Source organism: Methylobacterium aerolatum (genome assembly GCF_022179085.1).
GTDB lineage: Bacteria > Pseudomonadota > Alphaproteobacteria > Rhizobiales > Beijerinckiaceae > Methylobacterium > Methylobacterium aerolatum.
The window spans coordinates 89,483-106,450 of sequence record NZ_BPQE01000003.1; the positions used below are offsets into that span (position 1 = coordinate 89,483).

Consider the following 16,968-nt stretch of genomic DNA (forward strand, 5'->3'; position numbering starts at 1 on the left):
GACGCGGTGGCGCAGGGCCTGACGCGGGACATCGCGGAGCGCTTCGCGGGCATCGCGCTCAGCCACGTCACCCGCGAATACCCGCACAAGCCGGGCATCGTCTTCGCCGGGCCGGACGACCTGCGCGCGCCCTCGGCGATGCACCCGGTCTTCCACGGCAGCTTCGATTGGCATTCCTGCGTCCACGGCTACTGGCTGCTCGCCCGGCTCCTGCGGCTGTATCCCGGCCTCGGCCGGGCGGGGGAGATCCGTGCCCTGTTCGACCGGCAGTTGGTGCCGGAGAAGGTGGCCGGCGAATGCGCCACCATCGACGCGCCGGCCGCGCGGGGCTTCGAGCGTCCCTATGGCTGGGCGTGGCTCCTGACGTTGGCCGCCGAACTGCGCGGTGCCGAACAGGCGCGTTGGGGCGGGGCCCTGGCACCGCTGACGGAGCGGATCGCCACGCGCTTCGCGGACTTCCTGCCGATTGCCCCCTACCCCGTGCGGGTCGGCACGCACTTCAACACCGCCTTCGCCCTGCGACTCGCCGCCGACCACGCCGAGGGCGCGTTCCTCGACCTGCTGCGGGAGAGGGCGCTCGCTTGGTACGGCACGGATGCCGACTGTCCGGCCTGGGGCGAGCCGGGCGGCGACGACTTCCTGTCGCCCACCCTGATCGAGGCGGAGGCCCTGCGTCGCCTGCTGCCGCCCGACCGGTTCCGGCCCTGGTTCGACCGCTTCCTGCCCCGGCTCACCGAGGGGCGGCCCGCGAGCCTGTTCACCCCTGCCCTCGCCACCGACCGCAGCGACGGCAAGATCGCCCATCTCGACGGGCTGAACCTCAGCCGGGCGTGGTGCTTCCGGGCGCTCTCCCGCGCCTTGCCGGCGGACGATGCCCGCCGGACGGCGATGGACGAGGCCGCCGACCGCCATCTCGCGGCGGCGATGCCGCACCTGACGGGCGACTACATGGGCGAGCACTGGCTCGCCAGCTTCGCGCTTCTGGCCCTGGAGGCCTGACGGGGCAGGGGACCTCCTGTCCCCTTCGCGCGCTTGGCCTCGACTCGATTGCGCACTAGCTTGTTCCCGAGCGAACCACGGGAGAGCGACCCATGAGACACCCTGCTCGGCTGATCGCGGCAAGCCTAATGGCCCTTGCCGCCGGTGGCGGTTCGGGTTTCGCGCAGGGCGGCCATGACGGCCACGGCGCCGTCACCCTGCCGGATGCGGCCGCCGCGACCTACCAGAAGGGACCGCCGAACCTGCCGAAGGGCACGCAGATCAGCCTCGTCTCGGGCGACCCGTCCAAGCCCGGTCCCTTCGTCCTGCGGGTGAAGTTCCCGGCCGACACGGTGATCGCGCCCCACACCCATTCCGAGGCCGAGACGCTGACGATCCTCTCGGGGTCGATCTACCATGAGCACGGCAGGACCATCGACAAGGCGGCGGGCAAGGAGCTGCGCGCGGGCGGCTTCGTCTACCTGCCCAAGGACATGCCGCACTCGCTCTGGACCACGGACCAGCCCGTGGAGTTGCAGGTCAACGGCTCCGGTCCCTTCGGCCTGAACTACATCAACCCCGCCGACGACCCGAGCAAGGCCGCGAACTAGCATCCGAGCCGACGTCGATCGGCTTGAGCCACACCCGTCGATAGCTCCCTCGACGTCTGTGCGAACGCCGTGAAGCAATCCGGGGATGCGCATCGTTCGAAAGCGTCCCGCCACCCTGGATTGCTTCGCTGTCGCTCGCAAAGACGGAGATGCGGGAGCGAACTCGGCCCTGTCCGGCTCCGGCCGGCTCGCGAGCCCCGTCATTGCGAACGTAGTGAAGCAATCCAGGGCTGCGCATCGTTCGGAAGCGTCCCGCTCTTGGATTGCTTCGCTGTCGCTCGCAAAGACGGAGATGCTTGAGCCGAACTCGGGCGGGTCCGGTTCTGGCCGGCTTGCGGGCCTCCGTCATTGCGAACGCCGTGAAGCAATCCGGGGATGCGCATCGTTCGGAAGCGTCCCGCCACCCTGGATTGCTTCGCTCGCCAGGACGGGAGGAGATCACGGATCGGTCGAGGTGCCTCCTCACTTCCCGATACAGAAGCCGGCAAACAAACGGTCCAGAATATCCTCGACACCCACATGGCCGCCGATTTCGCCGAGCGCACGGACGGCGAGCCGCAGGTCCTCGGCCACGAGTTCCGGGGGACCGCCACCGAGCAGGCGGTCCAGATGGCCGAGGCAGCGCTCCAGGGCGTCCCGGTGGCGCGCGCGGGTGATGAGGGCATCGCCCTGGCCGAGCCCGCCCTCCACGCGGGCGCGCAGGGCATCGATCAGGGCGGACAGGCCCTGGCCCGTCCGCGCCGACACGGCGAGGCCGGAGGGCGCGCCGGTCAGCAGGTCCGCCTTGGTCCATACCGGCAGGGCAGGGGTCTCGCCGGTCTCGGGCGGCGTGCCCCCCGGCGGCACGAGCGCCAGCACGAGGTCCGCCTGCGCGATGCGGGCGCGGCTGCGGCGGATGCCCTCCGCCTCCACCGCCTCGTCCGTCTCCCGCAGGCCCGCCGTATCGACCAGCACCACCGGGAGGCCATCGAGATCGAGGCGGACCTCGATGGCGTCGCGCGTCGTGCCCGGTCTGTCGGAGACGATGGCCGCGTCGCGCTGCGCGAGGGCGTTGAGCAGGGTGGATTTGCCGGCATTCGGCGCGCCCGCCAGCACCACCCAGAAGCCGTCGCGCAGGCGTTCGCCCCGGCGCCCGTCCGCCAACGCAGCCGCGATGGCCGCGCGCAGGGCTTTGACCCGGCCGGTCAGGGCGGCATCGAGGCCCTCGTCGTCGACGTCGCCCTCGTCGGAGAAGTCGAGGGCGGCCTCGGCCCCGGCGAGGCAGGCGATAGCCTCGTCCCGCCACGCTGCCACTTGGCGGCTCAGCACGCCGTCGAGCTGCCGCAGGGCCTGGCGGCGCTGGCCCTCGGTCTCGGCGTCGATGAGGTCCGCAACGCCCTCGGCTTCCGCGAGGTCCATCCGGCCGTTCAGGACCGCCCGGCGGGTGAACTCCCCGGGCCGGGCCAGCCGGCAACCGGGGATTCGCCCGAGGGCCGCCAGAACGCCGGCCCGCACGGCGCTTCCGCCATGGAGGTGCAACTCCGCCATGTCCTCGCCGCTGTAGGTCGCCGGGCCTGGAAAGAACGCGACGAGGGCCTTGTCGAGAACCGTGCCGTCCGCCGGATCGCGCAGGGTGCGCAGCGACAGCCGCCGCGCGGGGGGAGGGGCACCGCCGAGGGCCATGAGCGCCGCCCCGGCCTGCGGACCGCTGACGCGGATCACCGCCACCGCCGCCCGGCCGAACCCGGTCGCCGGGGCGAAGAGCGTCTCGGCGGCGGCCTCGCCCATGTCCCGTCTCCCCTCCGTGCCGTGAGTTCCGGCGCGCTCCCTACCATGCCCCTCGCCCCGCAACAGCCGCAAAGCCGGATCACGGAAGGGGCTTCTGCCCGTGGAGACGGATGCCATGGCGTCGTACACCCGCCGCGCGGTCTGGACCGGCCTGCTGGCCGCCACCGCCGTCCCTGTCCCTGCCCTGAGCGATGACGAGGCCGGGGCGCGCTTCAAGGCCATCGAGGCCGGCACCGGAGGCCGGCTCGGGGTGAGCGTGGCGGGGGAGGGCTTCACCCCCCTCCTGTGGCGAGCGGATGAACGGTTCGCATTCTGCAGCACGTTCAAGGTCCTGGCGGCGGCGGCCGTCCTCGCCCGAATCGATGCCGGCGCGGTGCGGCTCGATCAGGCGCTGCCGCTCCGCGAGGCGGATCTCTTGAGCTACGCGCCGGTCTGCCGGAAGGCGTTCACCGAAGGCCGCGGAAGCCTGACCGTTGCCGAAGCCTGCGAGGCGGCGATCGTCTGGAGCGACAACACCGCGGCCAATCTCCAGTTCGCCCTTCTGGGCGGACCGGAGGCTCTGACGCGATGGGTGCGCGGCATCGGCGACACGGTGACCCGGTTCGACCGGACGGAAATGGATCTCAATACGGCCATCCCGGGCGATCCCCGGGACACGACCTTCCCCACCGCGATGCGCGAGACCCTGCGTAGGGTTCTCCTCGGGACGGTGCTGACGCCGGAGTCGCGGGGGCGGCTGGAGGCATGGATGGTCGGAGGCCAAACGGGTTTCAAGCGTCTCCGGGCGGGCCTTCCCGCCGCCTGGACCGTCGGCGACAAGACAGGCACCGGCGGCGGCGACACCGGCACCTACAACGACGTGGCGATCATCCGCCCGCCGGACAGGGCTCCCCTCATCGCCACGGTTTTCCTCACCCGTGCGACGGCGACCCCGGAGGTCTGCGACGCCGCCCACGCCGAGATCGGGCGGTTGATCGCGGCCCGCATCCCGCGGTAGGCCGCGGCCGCGTTGCCGGAGCAGGCGGCCGTCCCTAGGATCGCGCCATGGCTCCGAAGACGACCCGCGCGACCCAGGCCCTCGACAGGCTGGGCCTGCGCTACACCCTCCACAGCTACGACTACGACGGCGATGCGCCCCGGATCGGCCTCCAGGCTGCCGAGGCGCTGGGCGTGCCGCCCTCCCGGGTGCTGAAGACGCTGATGGCCGCCGTCGATGGGCGCACCGTGTGCCTGCTCCTGGCCTCGGATCGGGAGGCCGCGATGAAGCGGGTGGCGGCGGCCTTCGGCGGCAAGTCCGCAGCGATGCTGAAGCCCGCCGACGCCGAGCGCCTGACGGGCTATCATGTCGGCGGCATCAGTCCGCTCGGCCAGAAACGGGCCTTCGCCACCGCGATCGATGCGGGATCGCTTACGGTGCCGGAGGCCGAGATCCACATCAACGGGGGAGGGCGCGGCCTCCAGATTCGCCTCACGGAGCACGATCTCGTCGTGGCGCTCGGCCCGCAGGTCGTGGCGCTGAGCTGAGCTTGCGGCCCGCACTTAAGCCTTCGTTTACCCTGTCGCCGGCACCGTGCCGGGTCTTTAGGTGACGGGTGGAGCGGGCGGTGCGGTCGAGCGTGCGGATGGCGCTGCCCCTGATGCTGCTCGCCGGTGCGGCGGTCGCGGCGGACCTGTTCGAGCCCGGCCCCTCCGCCTTTTCCTACGGTGCCCCCCCTCCCGGCGCGTTCCCGCCCGAGGCGCCCCCCGCGCCCCGCTACTTCCCGCGGGGAGACGGCAGCGACTCCGAGCCGGGCGTGGTGTCCCTGCCGCGGCGGATCGTGGCGCGCTGCCAGCCGCGTCGCGCACCGGTGCCGACCAACGCGCCGGACGATCCGAGCTATGTCGGCTCCCCCTACGGTTTGGGCAAGCCGAGCTATTACGGCTTCACGCCGCCGACCGGCATCGACGATCCCTACGGCCGGTCCCTCCTGCCCTACTGCCGCTGAGCGAAACGCCGCTTGGAGCCGCCCCGCCGAGGGCCTAGATCGTGCGCCGAACCTCCACGGGCCACGGCGGCGACGATGACAGCGAACCCCCTCCCTCTCTCGGATCTCGCGACCCTCCGCGCGACCGTCGCCGCGTGGCGGGCGGAGGGCGAGCAGGTGGCCCTGGTGCCGACCATGGGCGCTCTGCATGAGGGGCACCTGAGGCTGGTGGCGGAGGCCCGCCGGCGCGCCCGGCGCGTGGTCGTCAGCATCTTCGTCAACCCGACGCAGTTCGGCCCGACGGAGGACTTCTCCCGCTACCCACGGGACGTGACGGCCGACCTCGCGGCGCTGGCGGGCGCGGGGGCGGACGCCGCCTGGACGCCGGACGTGGCCACGATGTATCCGCCGGGCTTCGCCACACGCATTGAGGTTTCGGGGCTGACGGAGGGGCTCTGCGGGCCGTTGCGGCCGGGGCACTTCTCCGGCGTCGCCACCGTGGTGACCAAGCTCCTGAACCAAGTGCAGCCTCACATTGCGCTGTTCGGCGAGAAAGACTTCCAGCAGCTGCGGGTCATTCAGCGGACGGTGGCCGACCTCGATCTCCCCGTCGTCATCGAGGGCGTTCCGACCATCCGCGAGGCGGACGGCTTGGCCCTGTCCTCCCGCAACCGCTACCTCTCCGCCGACGAGCGACGCGTGGCACCCGCGCTCCACGAAGCGCTGAGCGGCATCGCGAAGGCGGCGCGCACCGGGGCGCCGGTGGCGCCGCTCGTGGCGGACGGCGCGGCGCGACTCGCGGCAGCCGGCTTCACGGTGCAGTACCTGGCGGTGTGCGATGCGGAGACCCTGGCTGCCGTCGAGACGGTGACCGCCCCGGCCCGCGTCCTCGTGGCGGCCTATCTCGGCCGGACACGCCTCATCGACAACGTCGCGGTCTGATCTCAGCCCGCCCGGCGGAGGACGGAGCGGAAGGGCCGCCGTTCCGGCGTCGGATCGTCCTGCGGCGGCGGCGGCTCGTCGGGGGAGGGGTCGCTCAGGATCTCCCCCCGCACCGGCCGCGCCGGAGCGAAGGCCGTTCCCTGCGCATAGGGGATGTTCAGGTCGATGAGATCGGGCACGTCCGCCTCGTTGCCGACCTCGGTCACCACGAAGCGGATTCGCGCCCGGGCCAGGGCGGGAGCGAGGTCCTCGACGGCGATGTCGCTCAGGCGGGAGAGGGGGGTCGTGGGCCGGAGCAGCAGGGCGGCGGGCACCTTCACCTGACCGATGCTGTTGGCGGCGAGTTCCCCCGCATCGAAACGCAGGTCGTCCGGCCGGTCGAGGCAGAAGCCGATCCGGCCCCGCAGGGCGGCGAGGAGGCCGAGCTGCCCGGCATCGAGGCCGCGCCAGCTTTCCTGCGGCAGGGCGATCTCCAGCCCGGCAAGGGCCTGATCGTCTCCGGCGATCCGCGCGATGTCCTTCAGGAAGCCCGGCTCGAACAGGGACAGGGGCGACAGGGCGTAGGTGACGCGCGCATCGCTGCCCCGCCGCCCGAGATGGCGCACGATCGTGCCCGCCCGGTGCAGCATACGGCGGTCGAGTTCGGTGGTGCGGCCATGCCGTTCGAGGGCGGGGAGGAAGTGCTCCGGCTCCAGGGTCAGGTCCTCGATCCGCAGCCGCGCCAGGGCCTCGTAGGCGACGACCTTCCGCTGCGGCAGGGACACGACAGGCTGGAGGTAGACCTCCACCCGCCCCGCCTCGAAGGCGGCGAGGATCGCTCCCTCTCCTGGGCCCACCGGATGGGAGGCAGGGCGCGGCGGGATCGGACGCGGGGGAATTCGCGCGGGGGGCAGGGGCTGCGGCTCGTGCTGTGCCTGGAGGTCCGCAAAGGCCGGGGACGGCTCCACCGGCGGCGCGATGAGGGGCGCGCGGGCGACGGTGGCGGCGGCGATGGGGGGGCGCGGCGCGGGCGCCGGCAGGATCGCCGTTCGCGCCTCGGCGGCGACGACCTGCGCGCGCAGCCCGGCGATTTCGCTGTCCTGGCTGCGCACCACGCCGCTCAGGTCCCGCACGATGCCGCTCAGAAGGCCGATCTCGACGGTCAGCTCCTGGATGTCGGAGTGGAGTCCGTCGGTGGCGGGCGCGGCCGGTCCGGCCTGTTTCGCCTCCTCGAGCGCGAGGAGGCGCTGGGACAGGATCCCGACTTCCTGGGAGAGCTTGTCGCAGCGCTTACCGACCCGCGACAGGCGGAACTGTGCGATCCCTGCGACGGCGAGGGCCATCGCGCCTGTGCCCAGGGCGCTCCACATCGGCGCGATGACGGCCAGGGGCGCGAGGGTGACGACCCCGAGCAGCGAGAGGCTCCACAGCCCTGCAGTGCGGCCGGAGGCCCGCGCCATCGTCGTCTTCATCCGCCACGAGGGGCGCCCCGTGTCCGTCGAGCGGCACGCCCCGGGGCAGATCACCGAGAAGTTGTTGCCGAGGGCAGCGGGGGCGGCAAGCCCCGGAAGGTCACAGCGCTGGACTTTCTCGCGAAACTGGGGCGATCACGGTGGCACGGCTCCGGCCGCGGGCGCCGACGCGGGTGTTTTCACGTGAAACACGCGGTTGCGACATCCCCGTGGCCGCATCCAGTCGCCGTAGGGTCATTGTCAGACAGCGCACACAGCAACGGCGTTGCGAAGACCAAGCGCAAGGCCGCGAAAGGTCCGAACCGGATTTCTCACGCTCGGGTCATATACATCCCGATCAACAGGAAGGTGAAGCCAGCCAATCCGAAGGCGCCTTCCTTCCGATGGGTGGTATCGACGAAATGAGCCACCGCGCCGGACGCACAACACAGTGCCCCCAAACCGATCGCCACGGAAGACATCGCCGTTTCTCCTTGGATGGCTGTGGTTTCGGCGTGAAAGCGGGAGGGCCATCTTCCCGCCGGGTGCCGCCGCCACATTCATGACTGAATTGTTAAGCGGCAAAACAATTCTCCGCAAGCGTTCGGGCGAAATCGAACATCATCATTTAAAATACATCTTGGATCGGCGCTGGAATGTTCAGTACATCGGCGATCTGCCGTTACGGACGGCAGCGGCTGACCGCGAACTAAGCAGGCATCGCGCCGGAGCCGGGCGAATCACATCGCCAGCGTCCCGCCTTCGTTGACCGCGACGGGCCCCGCCGCGTAAGCACGGACATGCCCGAATCCCGATCCGACTGCTTCGACGTCATCGTCGTCGGCGGCGGCCATGCCGGCGTCGAGGCGGCGGCCGCCGCCGCGCGGTGTGGTGCCCGCACCGCGCTCATCACCCACGATCCGGCGACCATCGGCGCCATGTCGTGCAACCCCGCCATCGGCGGGTTGGGGAAGGGGCATCTCGTCCGGGAGGTCGATGCCCTCGATGGGTTGATGGGCCGCGTGGCGGATGCCGCCGGCATTCAGTTCCGCCTGCTCAACCGGCGCAAGGGGCCCGCCGTGCGCGGCCCGCGCACCCAGGCGGATCGCGGCCTCTACGCCGCCGCCATGCAGCGCGCCATCGCGGACACGGCAAACCTCACCGTCGTCGCGGGCGCCTGCGAGGACCTGCGGTGGGACGCAGGGGGGCGGGTCGCGGGCATCGTGCTCGCGGACGGGAGGGCGCTCACCGCCGCCGCGGTGGTGCTGACCACCGGAACCTTCCTGCGCGGTCTCATCCATATCGGCGAGACCCGCGTTCCGGCCGGGCGTGTCGGCGAGGCTCCCGCCATCGGCCTCGCCCAGAGCCTCGACCGTCTCGGCCTCCGCCTCGGCCGCCTCAAGACCGGCACGCCACCCCGGCTCGCCCGGGACAGCATCGCCTGGGGGCGGCTGGAGATGCAGGCGGCCGACGAAGATCCCGTTCCCTTCTCGACCCTCACCGAGCGGATCACCACGCCGCAGATCGCCTGCGGCATCACGCGAACGACGCAGGCCGTCCACGATCTGATCCGGGAGAATCTGCACCGGTCCCCGATGTATTCCGGCGGCATCGCCAGCCGGGGACCGCGCTATTGCCCCTCCATCGAGGACAAAGTGGTCCGCTTCGGGGACCGGGAAGGGCATCAGATCTTCCTCGAACCCGAGGGCCTCGACGATCCGGTGGTCTATCCCAACGGCATCTCCACGGCCCTGCCGGAGGAGGTGCAGCACCGGATCGTGCGCGCGATCCCAGGGTTGGAGGCGGCGCGCATCCTCCGGCCCGGCTATGCCATCGAGTACGATTACGTCGACCCCCGGGAACTCGATGCCGGTCTCCAGGTGAAGCGTCAGCCAGGGCTGTTCCTGGCTGGGCAGATCAATGGGACGACCGGCTACGAGGAGGCGGCGGGGCAGGGGCTCGTGGCGGGCCTCAATGCCGCGCGGCTGGCCGCCGGGCAGCCCATCGCGACCTTCGACCGGGCGGAATCCTACCTCGGCGTGATGATCGACGATCTCATCACCCACGGGGTGAGCGAGCCCTACCGGATGTTCACCTCGCGCTCGGAGTATCGCCTCAGCCTGCGCGTGGACAATGCCGACGAGCGGCTCACGGGGAAGGGTCTCGCCCTCGGTGTCGTCGGTGCCCGGCGGGCGGACCACTTCGCGCGCAGCCAGCGCGACCTGTCCGAGGTCCGCGCCCGCCTCGATGCGCTCAGCCTCACTCCGAGCCAAGCCGCTGCCCACGGCATCGCCCTGAATCGCGACGGCATCCGCCGGAGCGCGTTCCAGCTCCTGTCCTATTCCGACATCGACTGGCAGCGCCTGTCGGCCGTCTGGCCCGAACTGGCCGCGATCCCCCCGCGCCTCGCTGACCGGTTGCAGACGGACGCCACCTACGCGGTCTATCTCGACCGGCAGCAGGCTGACATCGCGGCCTTCCGCCGGGACGAGGCGGTGCGCCTGCCCGAGGGGCTCGATTACGCGGGGATCAGCGGGCTGTCGAACGAGATGCGCGCGAAGCTCGAAACCGTCCGCCCTGGCACCCTGGGACAGGCCGCGCGAATCGAGGGCGTCACGCCCGCCGCGCTGACCCTTCTGGCCGCCCATGCGAAGCGGGGCGAGCGGCCGGCGCGGGTCGCCCCGTGAGCGATCCCGATCGCGACCGCGTGCTCGCCGCTTTCGATGTTTCACGTGAAACACGCGCGGCCCTCGACCTCTACGTCGAACAGCTCCGACGCTGGCAGACGGTAAAAAACCTCGTCGGCCCCTCGACGTTGAAAGAGGTCTGGAGCCGCCATGTGGCGGACGCCCTGCAATTGCTGTCCCTGGCGCCGGAGGCGAAACGCTGGGTCGATCTGGGCTCGGGCGCCGGCATCCCCGGTCTCATCCTCGCGATCGCCGGCCGGGAGCGCGGGATCCGGGTCACGCTCGTGGAGAGCAACAGCCGCAAATGCGCGTTCCTCAACGAGGCCGCCCGCCTGACCGGTGCCCCGGCCGAGATCCGCAACGCGCGGATCGAAACCGTGATGGCAGGGCTCGGCGGGAGCGACGTGGTCTGCGCCCGCGCCCTCGCCTCCCTCGATCAGCTCCTCGCGTGGTCGGCGCCACTGTTGAATTCCGGCACCATCGGCCTGTTTCCGAAGGGCAGGGACGTCCAGGCGGAATTGACCCAAGCGGCCGCACGGTGGACATTCACCCACGATCTCGTGCCGAGTCGCACCGACTCCGAAGCCCGGATCGTCCGGGTTACGGCCCTCACCGAACCGAGTCAGCGATGAGCGACGCGATGCCCGGCGACGCCTCCGAGCGTTCCGAGACCGGAATTCCGGCACGACCCTTGAGGATCCTCGCCCTGGCGAACCAGAAGGGCGGCGTCGGCAAGACCACCACCGCGATCAATCTCGGCACGGCGCTCGCCGCCATCGGCGAGGACGTGCTGGTGATCGACCTCGATCCCCAGGGCAATGCCTCGACGGGCCTCGGCATCGACCGGGCGCGGCGCCAGATCTCGACCTACGACCTGATGGCGGGCGAAGCGAGCCTCGCGCAGACGGTGATTCCCACCGCCGTCCCCCGCCTGTCGATCGCGCCCTCCACCATGGACCTCCTGGGCCTCGAAATGGAGATGGCGACGGCGCCTGACCGCGCCCATCGCCTCCGCACAGCCCTCAAAAGCCTCGGCCAATCGGAGAGCCTGAAGCGGATCAGCTACGTGCTGATCGATTGCCCGCCTTCGCTGAACCTCTTGACCATCAACGCCCTGGCCGCCGCGGACGCGGTGCTGGTGCCGCTGCAATGTGAGTTCTTCGCCCTCGAAGGGTTGAGCCAATTGCTGCGCACGGTGGAGCAGGTTCGCGGCGCCCTGAACCCGCGCCTCTCCATCCAGGGCGTCGTGCTCACGATGTTCGACCCGCGCAACAACCTCTCGAACCAAGTGGTGGCGGATGTGCGTGGCTTCATGGGCGACAAGGTCTACGAGACCATGATCCCACGGAACGTGCGTGTGTCCGAAGCGCCCTCGCACGGCAAGCCGGCCCTGCTGTACGATCTGAAATGCGCCGGCAGCCAAGCCTATCTCCGCCTCGCCTCCGAGGTGATCCAGCGGGAAGGCCGCATGCCGGCGGCGGCGTAAGCGATCGCGGCGCGACCGCTCCAAAGTTCGAGGACAGGTGAGACGATGGCGGAGGAGGTCGCAAGGCCCCGGCTGGGGCGCGGACTCGCGGCCCTGATCGGCGATTTCGGGGATGCGTCCAAGACGCCGCCGAAGCACGAGGGTCAGCGCAAGGTCGCTGTCGAGTTCCTGCGCCCGAACCCGCGCAATCCGCGCCGCCATTTCGGCGAGGAGGAGTTGGCGGAACTCGCGGGCTCCATCAAGGCGCGGGGCCTGATCCAGCCCATCGTCGTGCGGCCGCTGCCGGACGTGCCGGGCGCCTTCGAGATCGTCGCGGGCGAGCGCCGCTGGCGGGCGGCCCAGCGCGCGGGGCTCGATGAGGTGCCCGTGGTGGTCGTGGAGATCGACGACCGCGCCTCGCTGGAATTCGCGATCCTCGAGAACGTCCAGCGGTCGGACCTCAACCCGATCGAGGAGGCCTCGGGCTACGAGCGCCTGATGCGCGACTTCTCTTACACCCAGCGGGAGCTGGCCGAGATCCTGGGCAAGAGCCGCAGCCATCTCGCCAACACCCTGCGGCTGCTCAACCTGCCGGCGGCGGTGCAGGATCGCCTCAGCGCGGGCGAGATCACCGCCGGTCATGCCCGCGCGCTCCTCGCCCTGCGTGATCCAGAGGGCGTGGCCCGCCGCATCGTGGCCGAGGGCCTGTCGGTCCGCGAGGTCGAGGCGCTGGCCGCCGCCGAGGCCGAGCCCACCGAGACCCCACGCCCCGGCCGCCCGCGTCTCTCGGCGGAGCGCCCCGCGCCCGTCCGCGCCCTGGAGCACCGGCTGCACCAAGCCCTCGGCCTTAACGTCAGCTACCGCCCCAAGGACGACGAGTCCGGCGAAATCCGGCTGCGCTACGCGACGCAGGCGGAGTTGCAGGGCCTTCTGGACAAGTTGAGAGTCCCGAAGGACTGAGTCCTTCGGTGGCATCCAGGGGGTAAATTTCGGGGGTCTTGCCGGGCGCTGCCCCGCACCCGCCGGAGGGCACGGCCCTCTGGAACCCCGTTCAGCGCCGCCGTCGGCCGGCCTCGGCGATCCGCAGCAGGGCGGCGGAGGCGAGGGCGTCCGCAAGCTGCGGCTCGGCCCGGCGGCAGGCAAGCACGGCCTGCTGCAGGATGTCGATGGCCTGCCGCAGGCGCCCGGGACCCCAGGTTCCCAACTGGCCCTCGATGCTCGCCTTCCGCTTGAAGTGCAGGCCGCGCCAGAGGGCGGCGGTGGCCGAGGGTGACTTGTCGGGATTGTCGAGGCGCAGGGCCAGCAGGGCGGTGGCGTGGCGCAGCGCCGAGCCGAGCACCACGCCCGCGTCGAGCCCCTCCAGCCGGAAGCGGCGGGAATCCCGCTCGACGGTCTCGACCCGTCCGTCGAAGGCCGCATCGATGAGCGTGTTGAGGACGCTGGCCGCCACATCGCTGACGACGGCCTCCACGTCCTCCAGGGTCACGCTGCCCTTGCCCTTGGCGTAGAGCGCGAGTTTCTCGATCTCCATGAGGCTCGCCCGGCGGTCGCCACCGAGGCTGCGCGCCAGGGTTTCGCGGGCGTCGCGCTCGATCCGCAGGCCGTGGTCTCGCAGGGTCCGGTCGATGAGGTCGCCGAGCGCCCGCTCGTCGTCGGGATAGCAGGGGATGGCCAGCGCCCGCGGGGATTTCTCGCAGAGCGCGCGCAGGAGGTTGCCCTTCGCGAGGTCCCCGGCCTCGATGACGATCCGCGTGTCCGTGACGGAAATGCCCAACACGGCCTCGACGGCGGGGGCGAGGTTGCGGCTGCCGGGCCGCACCCAGATCGCCCGCTTGCCGCCGAACAGGCCGAGCGTCCCGGCCTCGTCGCAGAGCCGTCCGGGCTCGGAGGCGACGGTATCGCCGTCGATCCGCACCAGGGCGAAGGGATCGTCGGCATCGGGAATGAAGCCCTCGGCCAGGGCCTTCGCGCGTTCGGAGACGAGGCCCGTATCGGGGCCGAAGACGAGGATCACGGGGGTCCGCGGGTCGGGCCCGCGCCGGATCAGGCCCTCGACCTCGCCGGCCTTGACGGCCGTCACCGGTTTCTCACGGCATAATCCTCACGGCTTGGCCGCCAGCACCGAGGCGATGCGGGTCTTGATTTGGTCCGCGAGGGTGTCTGCGAGGCGGATCTCGGCGTCGCGCGCCGCCCGCTGGCTCGCGAAGCGCTGGATGGAGCGGTCGTAGGTGGCGGTGGAGGTGGCCACGCCCTCGGCGATCACCCGCGTGCCGCCGAGATCCTCCAGGCTGTAGCGGATGCTGCCGACGATGGTGCCGGCCTCCGCGCGGCCGGTGGTTGAGGACACGATCGGGGTCTGCACCGTCTCCGAGCCGGAGAGCTTCAGCCGGTACTGCTTGGGCACCCGCTGGCCCGATCCATCGAGGTCGAAGACCAGTTCACTGCGCAGGTAATGCCCCATGCGCTCCTGGCCCTGGGCCATCACGATCTCATCCACCTGCACGGAGGCGAGCAACGCCTGGATCGATTCGCCCGAGGCGGTCGGCCCATAGAGGGGCCGGAAACAGGCGGACAGGCTCAGGCTCAAGGCCGCCGCGCAGGCGAGCCGCGCCGCCCGAGCCGCCACCGATCCGACCTCACGCCGCCTCACCTCACGCCGCATCACGCCGTCCCGCCCCGCTTGTCCGCCGGTTCTAGCGCGGACAGGCCGGTCCGCGCCACGATTCTCGATGCCAGCGGTTACGATTCCTCTGCGGCAAGAGTAGGGTCGCCGGGATAACGGGGATGAGTCACCACCGGTAGATCAGGCTGCCGATCACCGTGGCGGGGGCGCCGCGATAGCAGAAGCCCGCTTGGCACGTCGCATAGTCGCGATTGAAGACGTTGAATGCGTTCACCTGGGCACGGAAGCCCTTGTACTTCGGGTCCAAAGCCGCGAAGTCGTAGGCGACCAGGGCATCGAACAACGTCACGGTCGGGTTGCGTACCGTGTTCTCGTCGTCGGCGAAGCTCGTGCCGGCATAGCGGACACCGCCGCCGATCTGCAGGCCGGACAGCCAGGAGCCGGCTGGGAACTGATAGGTGCCGAAGGCCGAGATAGTGTTGCCGGGGATACCCGACAGGGCATTCCCGTCGATCGGCGCCTGCGTCACGAAGGAGGTCTGTCGCAGGAATCGGACGTCGAGATGGGTGAAGGCCAGGGTGACGTTCGTGCCCGGAGCGAAATTCGCCGTCATTTCGGCCTCGAAGCCCTTGGACTCGATGGAACCGGTGGCGACTTGGTTGGCGAAGTTGTTGGGATCCTGCCGCAGGATACTCGACTGCACGATGTCGAAGCCGGAGAAGGAGCCCGTGATGTTGGTGTTCGGGATCGCCACTTTCACGCCGGCTTCGATCTGATCGCCGGTGGCGGCCTTGAACGGCCTTCCGTTCGCGTCGGTGCCGAGTTGCGGCGAGAAGGTCGTCGCATAGCTGGCATAGGGCACGAAATCCGGCGTGAGCAGGTAGTTGAGTCCGAGCCGGTAGGAGAAGGCGCTGTCGTTTTGGGTCGAGCCCGTGACCGGCCCGGAATTGGCGAAGCTCGTGGTGCTCTGGGAGACCCAATCGTGGCGCCCGGTGAGGGTCAGCACGAAGCGCTCCCACTTCGCCTGCTCCTGGAGGTAGACGCCGATCTGATCCTGCGACTGGGTGGCGCCGGAGTCGAGGGCGGGGCGGGGAATGAAAGTGCGGTAGCGGAAGCGGGTGAAATCGCTGACGCCGGTCAGATCGAGATCCGGCACGGTGGGAAAGCCGAATCGGCGTGTCCAGTCATAGTGGATGTAGTCCACACCGCCGACCACCGTGTGGGCGACGGGCCCGGTGCGGAAGTGTCCTTCGAGCTGGTTGTCGAGGGCGACAGATTGCAGGCTCTCGCGAAAGAATCCGCCGGAGCGCTGCGCCGTGAGGCCGACGACATTGTCGATCTGCGTATACGGGAAATCGCCATCGACGCCGTAGAAACGGAAGTTCTGACGGAAGATCAGATCGGGTGTGAACTTGTGCTCGAAAGCGTAGCCGATCCGATACTGTTGCTGGGTGAAGGCGTTGAAGCCGGGATCGCCCTGGTACAGGCGTGTCACGCGGAAGTTCGGAGCATTGTAGAACGCGGCCGTGCCCGGCAGGCGCGAGTTCTGGAACTCGGTGAGGATGGTCAGCGTCGTATCGGCCGAAGGCTTCCAGGTGAAGGCCGGGGCGATGTTCACCCGATCGTCGGAAGCTCCGGGAAGGAAGGTATCGGATTGGCGGACGACGCCGGTCATCCGGTAGGCCATCGTGCCGTTCGATCCCTCCACCGGACCGCCGAAATCGAAATTCCCTTGGAAACGATTGTAGTTGCCTGCCTGGAACCAGACCTCGCCGAAGGGTGCGAAGACGGGTCGTTTCGTCGTGATGTCAACGATGCCGCCGGGGGAACCGAGGCCGTAGAGCCCGGAGGCCGGGCCACGCAGGATCGTGAGGGCCTCCGTTCCATAGGGCTCAATCCGCGGGACCGCCAAGCCGACCGCCGATTGCCGCAGGCCGTCGCGGAAGATGCCGTCGTAGGTCGCTGAAAAACCGCGGATGTAGAAGGCATCGAAGCGCGGGTCGAAGCCGAAGACGTTCGTGGAGGTGCCCGGCACATAGGCGAGCGCTTGGTTCACATCCTGAACGTTGCGATCGTTCAGTTGCTCGCGGGTGACCACCGTTACCGATTGCGGCGTCTCGATCAGCGGCGTGTTGGTCTTCGTCGCGGTGGGACTGACGCGGGCGGTGTAACCCGTCACGCCGGAGGGGCCTCCGCCGCCGCCGCTCGTTGCGGAGCTGTTCTGCGAAGTCGCCACGCCCGCGCCCGTCACCGTCCCCTGGGGGCCGGCGCGGACCGCTTCGACCGCGATCTCGTCGAGGCGGACCTGCTGGTCCTGCGCGCGGGCTTCCCCGGAGGCGAGGGAGCCGGAGAGGGCTGTCGCCGCCAACAGGGCGGAGAGGATCGGGGAGCGGTGGAGCATGGCGGATTCCGGACAAGCGCCGAAACGCGGCGCTCGCCCCCAATCGCCCGGGGCAGGGCCCCCGATCAATCCCAAAAAGTGTTATAAATCACACGGTTAA

General features: G+C 70.3%; 16 protein-coding genes. 10 read left to right on the plus strand and 6 right to left on the minus strand.

The annotated features are described in order from the left end of the window. The first annotated feature begins 6 nt into the window (after nt 1-6). Both MFF06_RS02265 and MFF06_RS02270 read left to right on the plus strand, forming a co-directional pair. Entirely contained in the window at nt 7-999 is a 993-nt protein-coding gene (locus MFF06_RS02265) for a DUF2891 domain-containing protein (protein WP_238201382.1), read from the plus strand. A 92-nt stretch (nt 1,000-1,091) separates the two neighbouring features. Further along, nucleotides 1,092-1,589 (plus strand): cupin domain-containing protein, encoded by a 498-nt coding sequence (locus tag MFF06_RS02270; protein ID WP_238201383.1) that lies wholly within the window; start codon nt 1,092-1,094, stop codon nt 1,587-1,589. A 462-nt stretch (nt 1,590-2,051) separates the two neighbouring features. On the opposite strand, the gene mnmE is transcribed toward MFF06_RS02270, so the two are convergent. Beyond that, nucleotides 2,052-3,356, minus strand: coding sequence for a tRNA uridine-5-carboxymethylaminomethyl(34) synthesis GTPase MnmE (mnmE, locus tag MFF06_RS02275; protein ID WP_238201384.1), 1,305 nt, complete (start codon nt 3,354-3,356; stop codon nt 2,052-2,054). Between the two features lie 115 nt (nt 3,357-3,471). Here mnmE and bla point away from each other — a divergent pair, with 115 nt between their 5' ends. From bla to panC, 4 genes are all read left to right on the plus strand, one after another. Beyond that, the gene (gene bla, locus MFF06_RS02280) at nt 3,472-4,353 is read left to right on the plus strand and encodes a class A beta-lactamase (protein WP_238201385.1); all 882 of its coding nucleotides are present in this window, start codon (nt 3,472-3,474) and stop codon (nt 4,351-4,353) included. A 47-nt stretch (nt 4,354-4,400) separates the two neighbouring features. Next, the gene (locus MFF06_RS02285; protein WP_238201386.1) at nt 4,401-4,880 is read left to right on the plus strand and encodes an aminoacyl-tRNA deacylase; all 480 of its coding nucleotides are present in this window, start codon (nt 4,401-4,403) and stop codon (nt 4,878-4,880) included. A 98-nt stretch (nt 4,881-4,978) separates the two neighbouring features. Then, nucleotides 4,979-5,341 (plus strand): hypothetical protein, encoded by a 363-nt coding sequence (locus MFF06_RS02290; protein WP_238201387.1) that lies wholly within the window; start codon nt 4,979-4,981, stop codon nt 5,339-5,341. Nucleotides 5,342-5,416: 75 nt separating this feature from the next. Further along, a complete protein-coding gene (panC, locus tag MFF06_RS02295; RefSeq protein ID WP_238201388.1) occupies nt 5,417-6,262 on the plus strand; it encodes a pantoate--beta-alanine ligase in 846 nt (281 codons plus the stop codon). A gap of 2 nt (nt 6,263-6,264) precedes the next feature. Here the strand turns inward: panC and MFF06_RS02300 are convergent, their stop codons facing one another. Further along, the gene (locus MFF06_RS02300; RefSeq protein WP_238201389.1) at nt 6,265-7,713 is read right to left on the minus strand and encodes an EAL domain-containing protein; all 1,449 of its coding nucleotides are present in this window, start codon (nt 7,711-7,713) and stop codon (nt 6,265-6,267) included. Nucleotides 7,714-8,024: 311 nt separating this feature from the next. Beyond that, on the minus strand, nt 8,025-8,174 hold the full coding sequence (locus tag MFF06_RS02305) for a hypothetical protein (protein WP_238201390.1): 150 nt from the start codon (nt 8,172-8,174) through the stop codon (nt 8,025-8,027). Nucleotides 8,175-8,492: 318 nt separating this feature from the next. Between MFF06_RS02305 and mnmG the strand changes: the two genes are divergently transcribed. The 4 genes from mnmG to MFF06_RS02325 are packed head-to-tail and all read left to right on the plus strand — an operon-like array spanning nt 8,493 to nt 12,804. Further along, complete coding sequence (gene mnmG, locus MFF06_RS02310; protein WP_238201391.1) at nt 8,493-10,379, plus strand: tRNA uridine-5-carboxymethylaminomethyl(34) synthesis enzyme MnmG; 1,887 nt, start codon at nt 8,493-8,495, stop codon at nt 10,377-10,379. After that, entirely contained in the window at nt 10,376-11,011 is a 636-nt protein-coding gene (gene rsmG, locus MFF06_RS02315) for a 16S rRNA (guanine(527)-N(7))-methyltransferase RsmG (RefSeq protein ID WP_238201392.1), read from the plus strand. Before mnmG ends, rsmG begins: the two co-directional genes overlap by 4 nt. Further along, a complete protein-coding gene (locus MFF06_RS02320; RefSeq protein WP_283207234.1) occupies nt 11,008-11,865 on the plus strand; it encodes a ParA family protein in 858 nt (285 codons plus the stop codon). Before rsmG ends, MFF06_RS02320 begins: the two co-directional genes overlap by 4 nt. Nucleotides 11,866-11,910: 45 nt before the next feature. Next, nucleotides 11,911-12,804, plus strand: a complete 894-nt coding sequence (locus tag MFF06_RS02325) for a ParB/RepB/Spo0J family partition protein (RefSeq protein WP_238201393.1) — start codon at nt 11,911-11,913, stop codon at nt 12,802-12,804. Nucleotides 12,805-12,895: 91 nt separating this feature from the next. Here the strand turns inward: MFF06_RS02325 and holA are convergent, their stop codons facing one another. The 3 genes from holA to MFF06_RS02340 form a co-directional block, all read right to left on the minus strand. Then, on the minus strand, nt 12,896-13,924 hold the full coding sequence (holA, locus tag MFF06_RS02330; protein WP_238201394.1) for a DNA polymerase III subunit delta: 1,029 nt from the start codon (nt 13,922-13,924) through the stop codon (nt 12,896-12,898). A 21-nt stretch (nt 13,925-13,945) separates the two neighbouring features. After that, nucleotides 13,946-14,506 (minus strand): LPS assembly lipoprotein LptE, encoded by a 561-nt coding sequence (gene lptE / locus MFF06_RS02335; protein ID WP_238201395.1) that lies wholly within the window; start codon nt 14,504-14,506, stop codon nt 13,946-13,948. Between the two features lie 127 nt (nt 14,507-14,633). After that, entirely contained in the window at nt 14,634-16,868 is a 2,235-nt protein-coding gene (locus MFF06_RS02340) for a TonB-dependent siderophore receptor (RefSeq protein ID WP_238201396.1), read from the minus strand. Between the last annotated feature and the right edge of the window lie 100 nt (nt 16,869-16,968).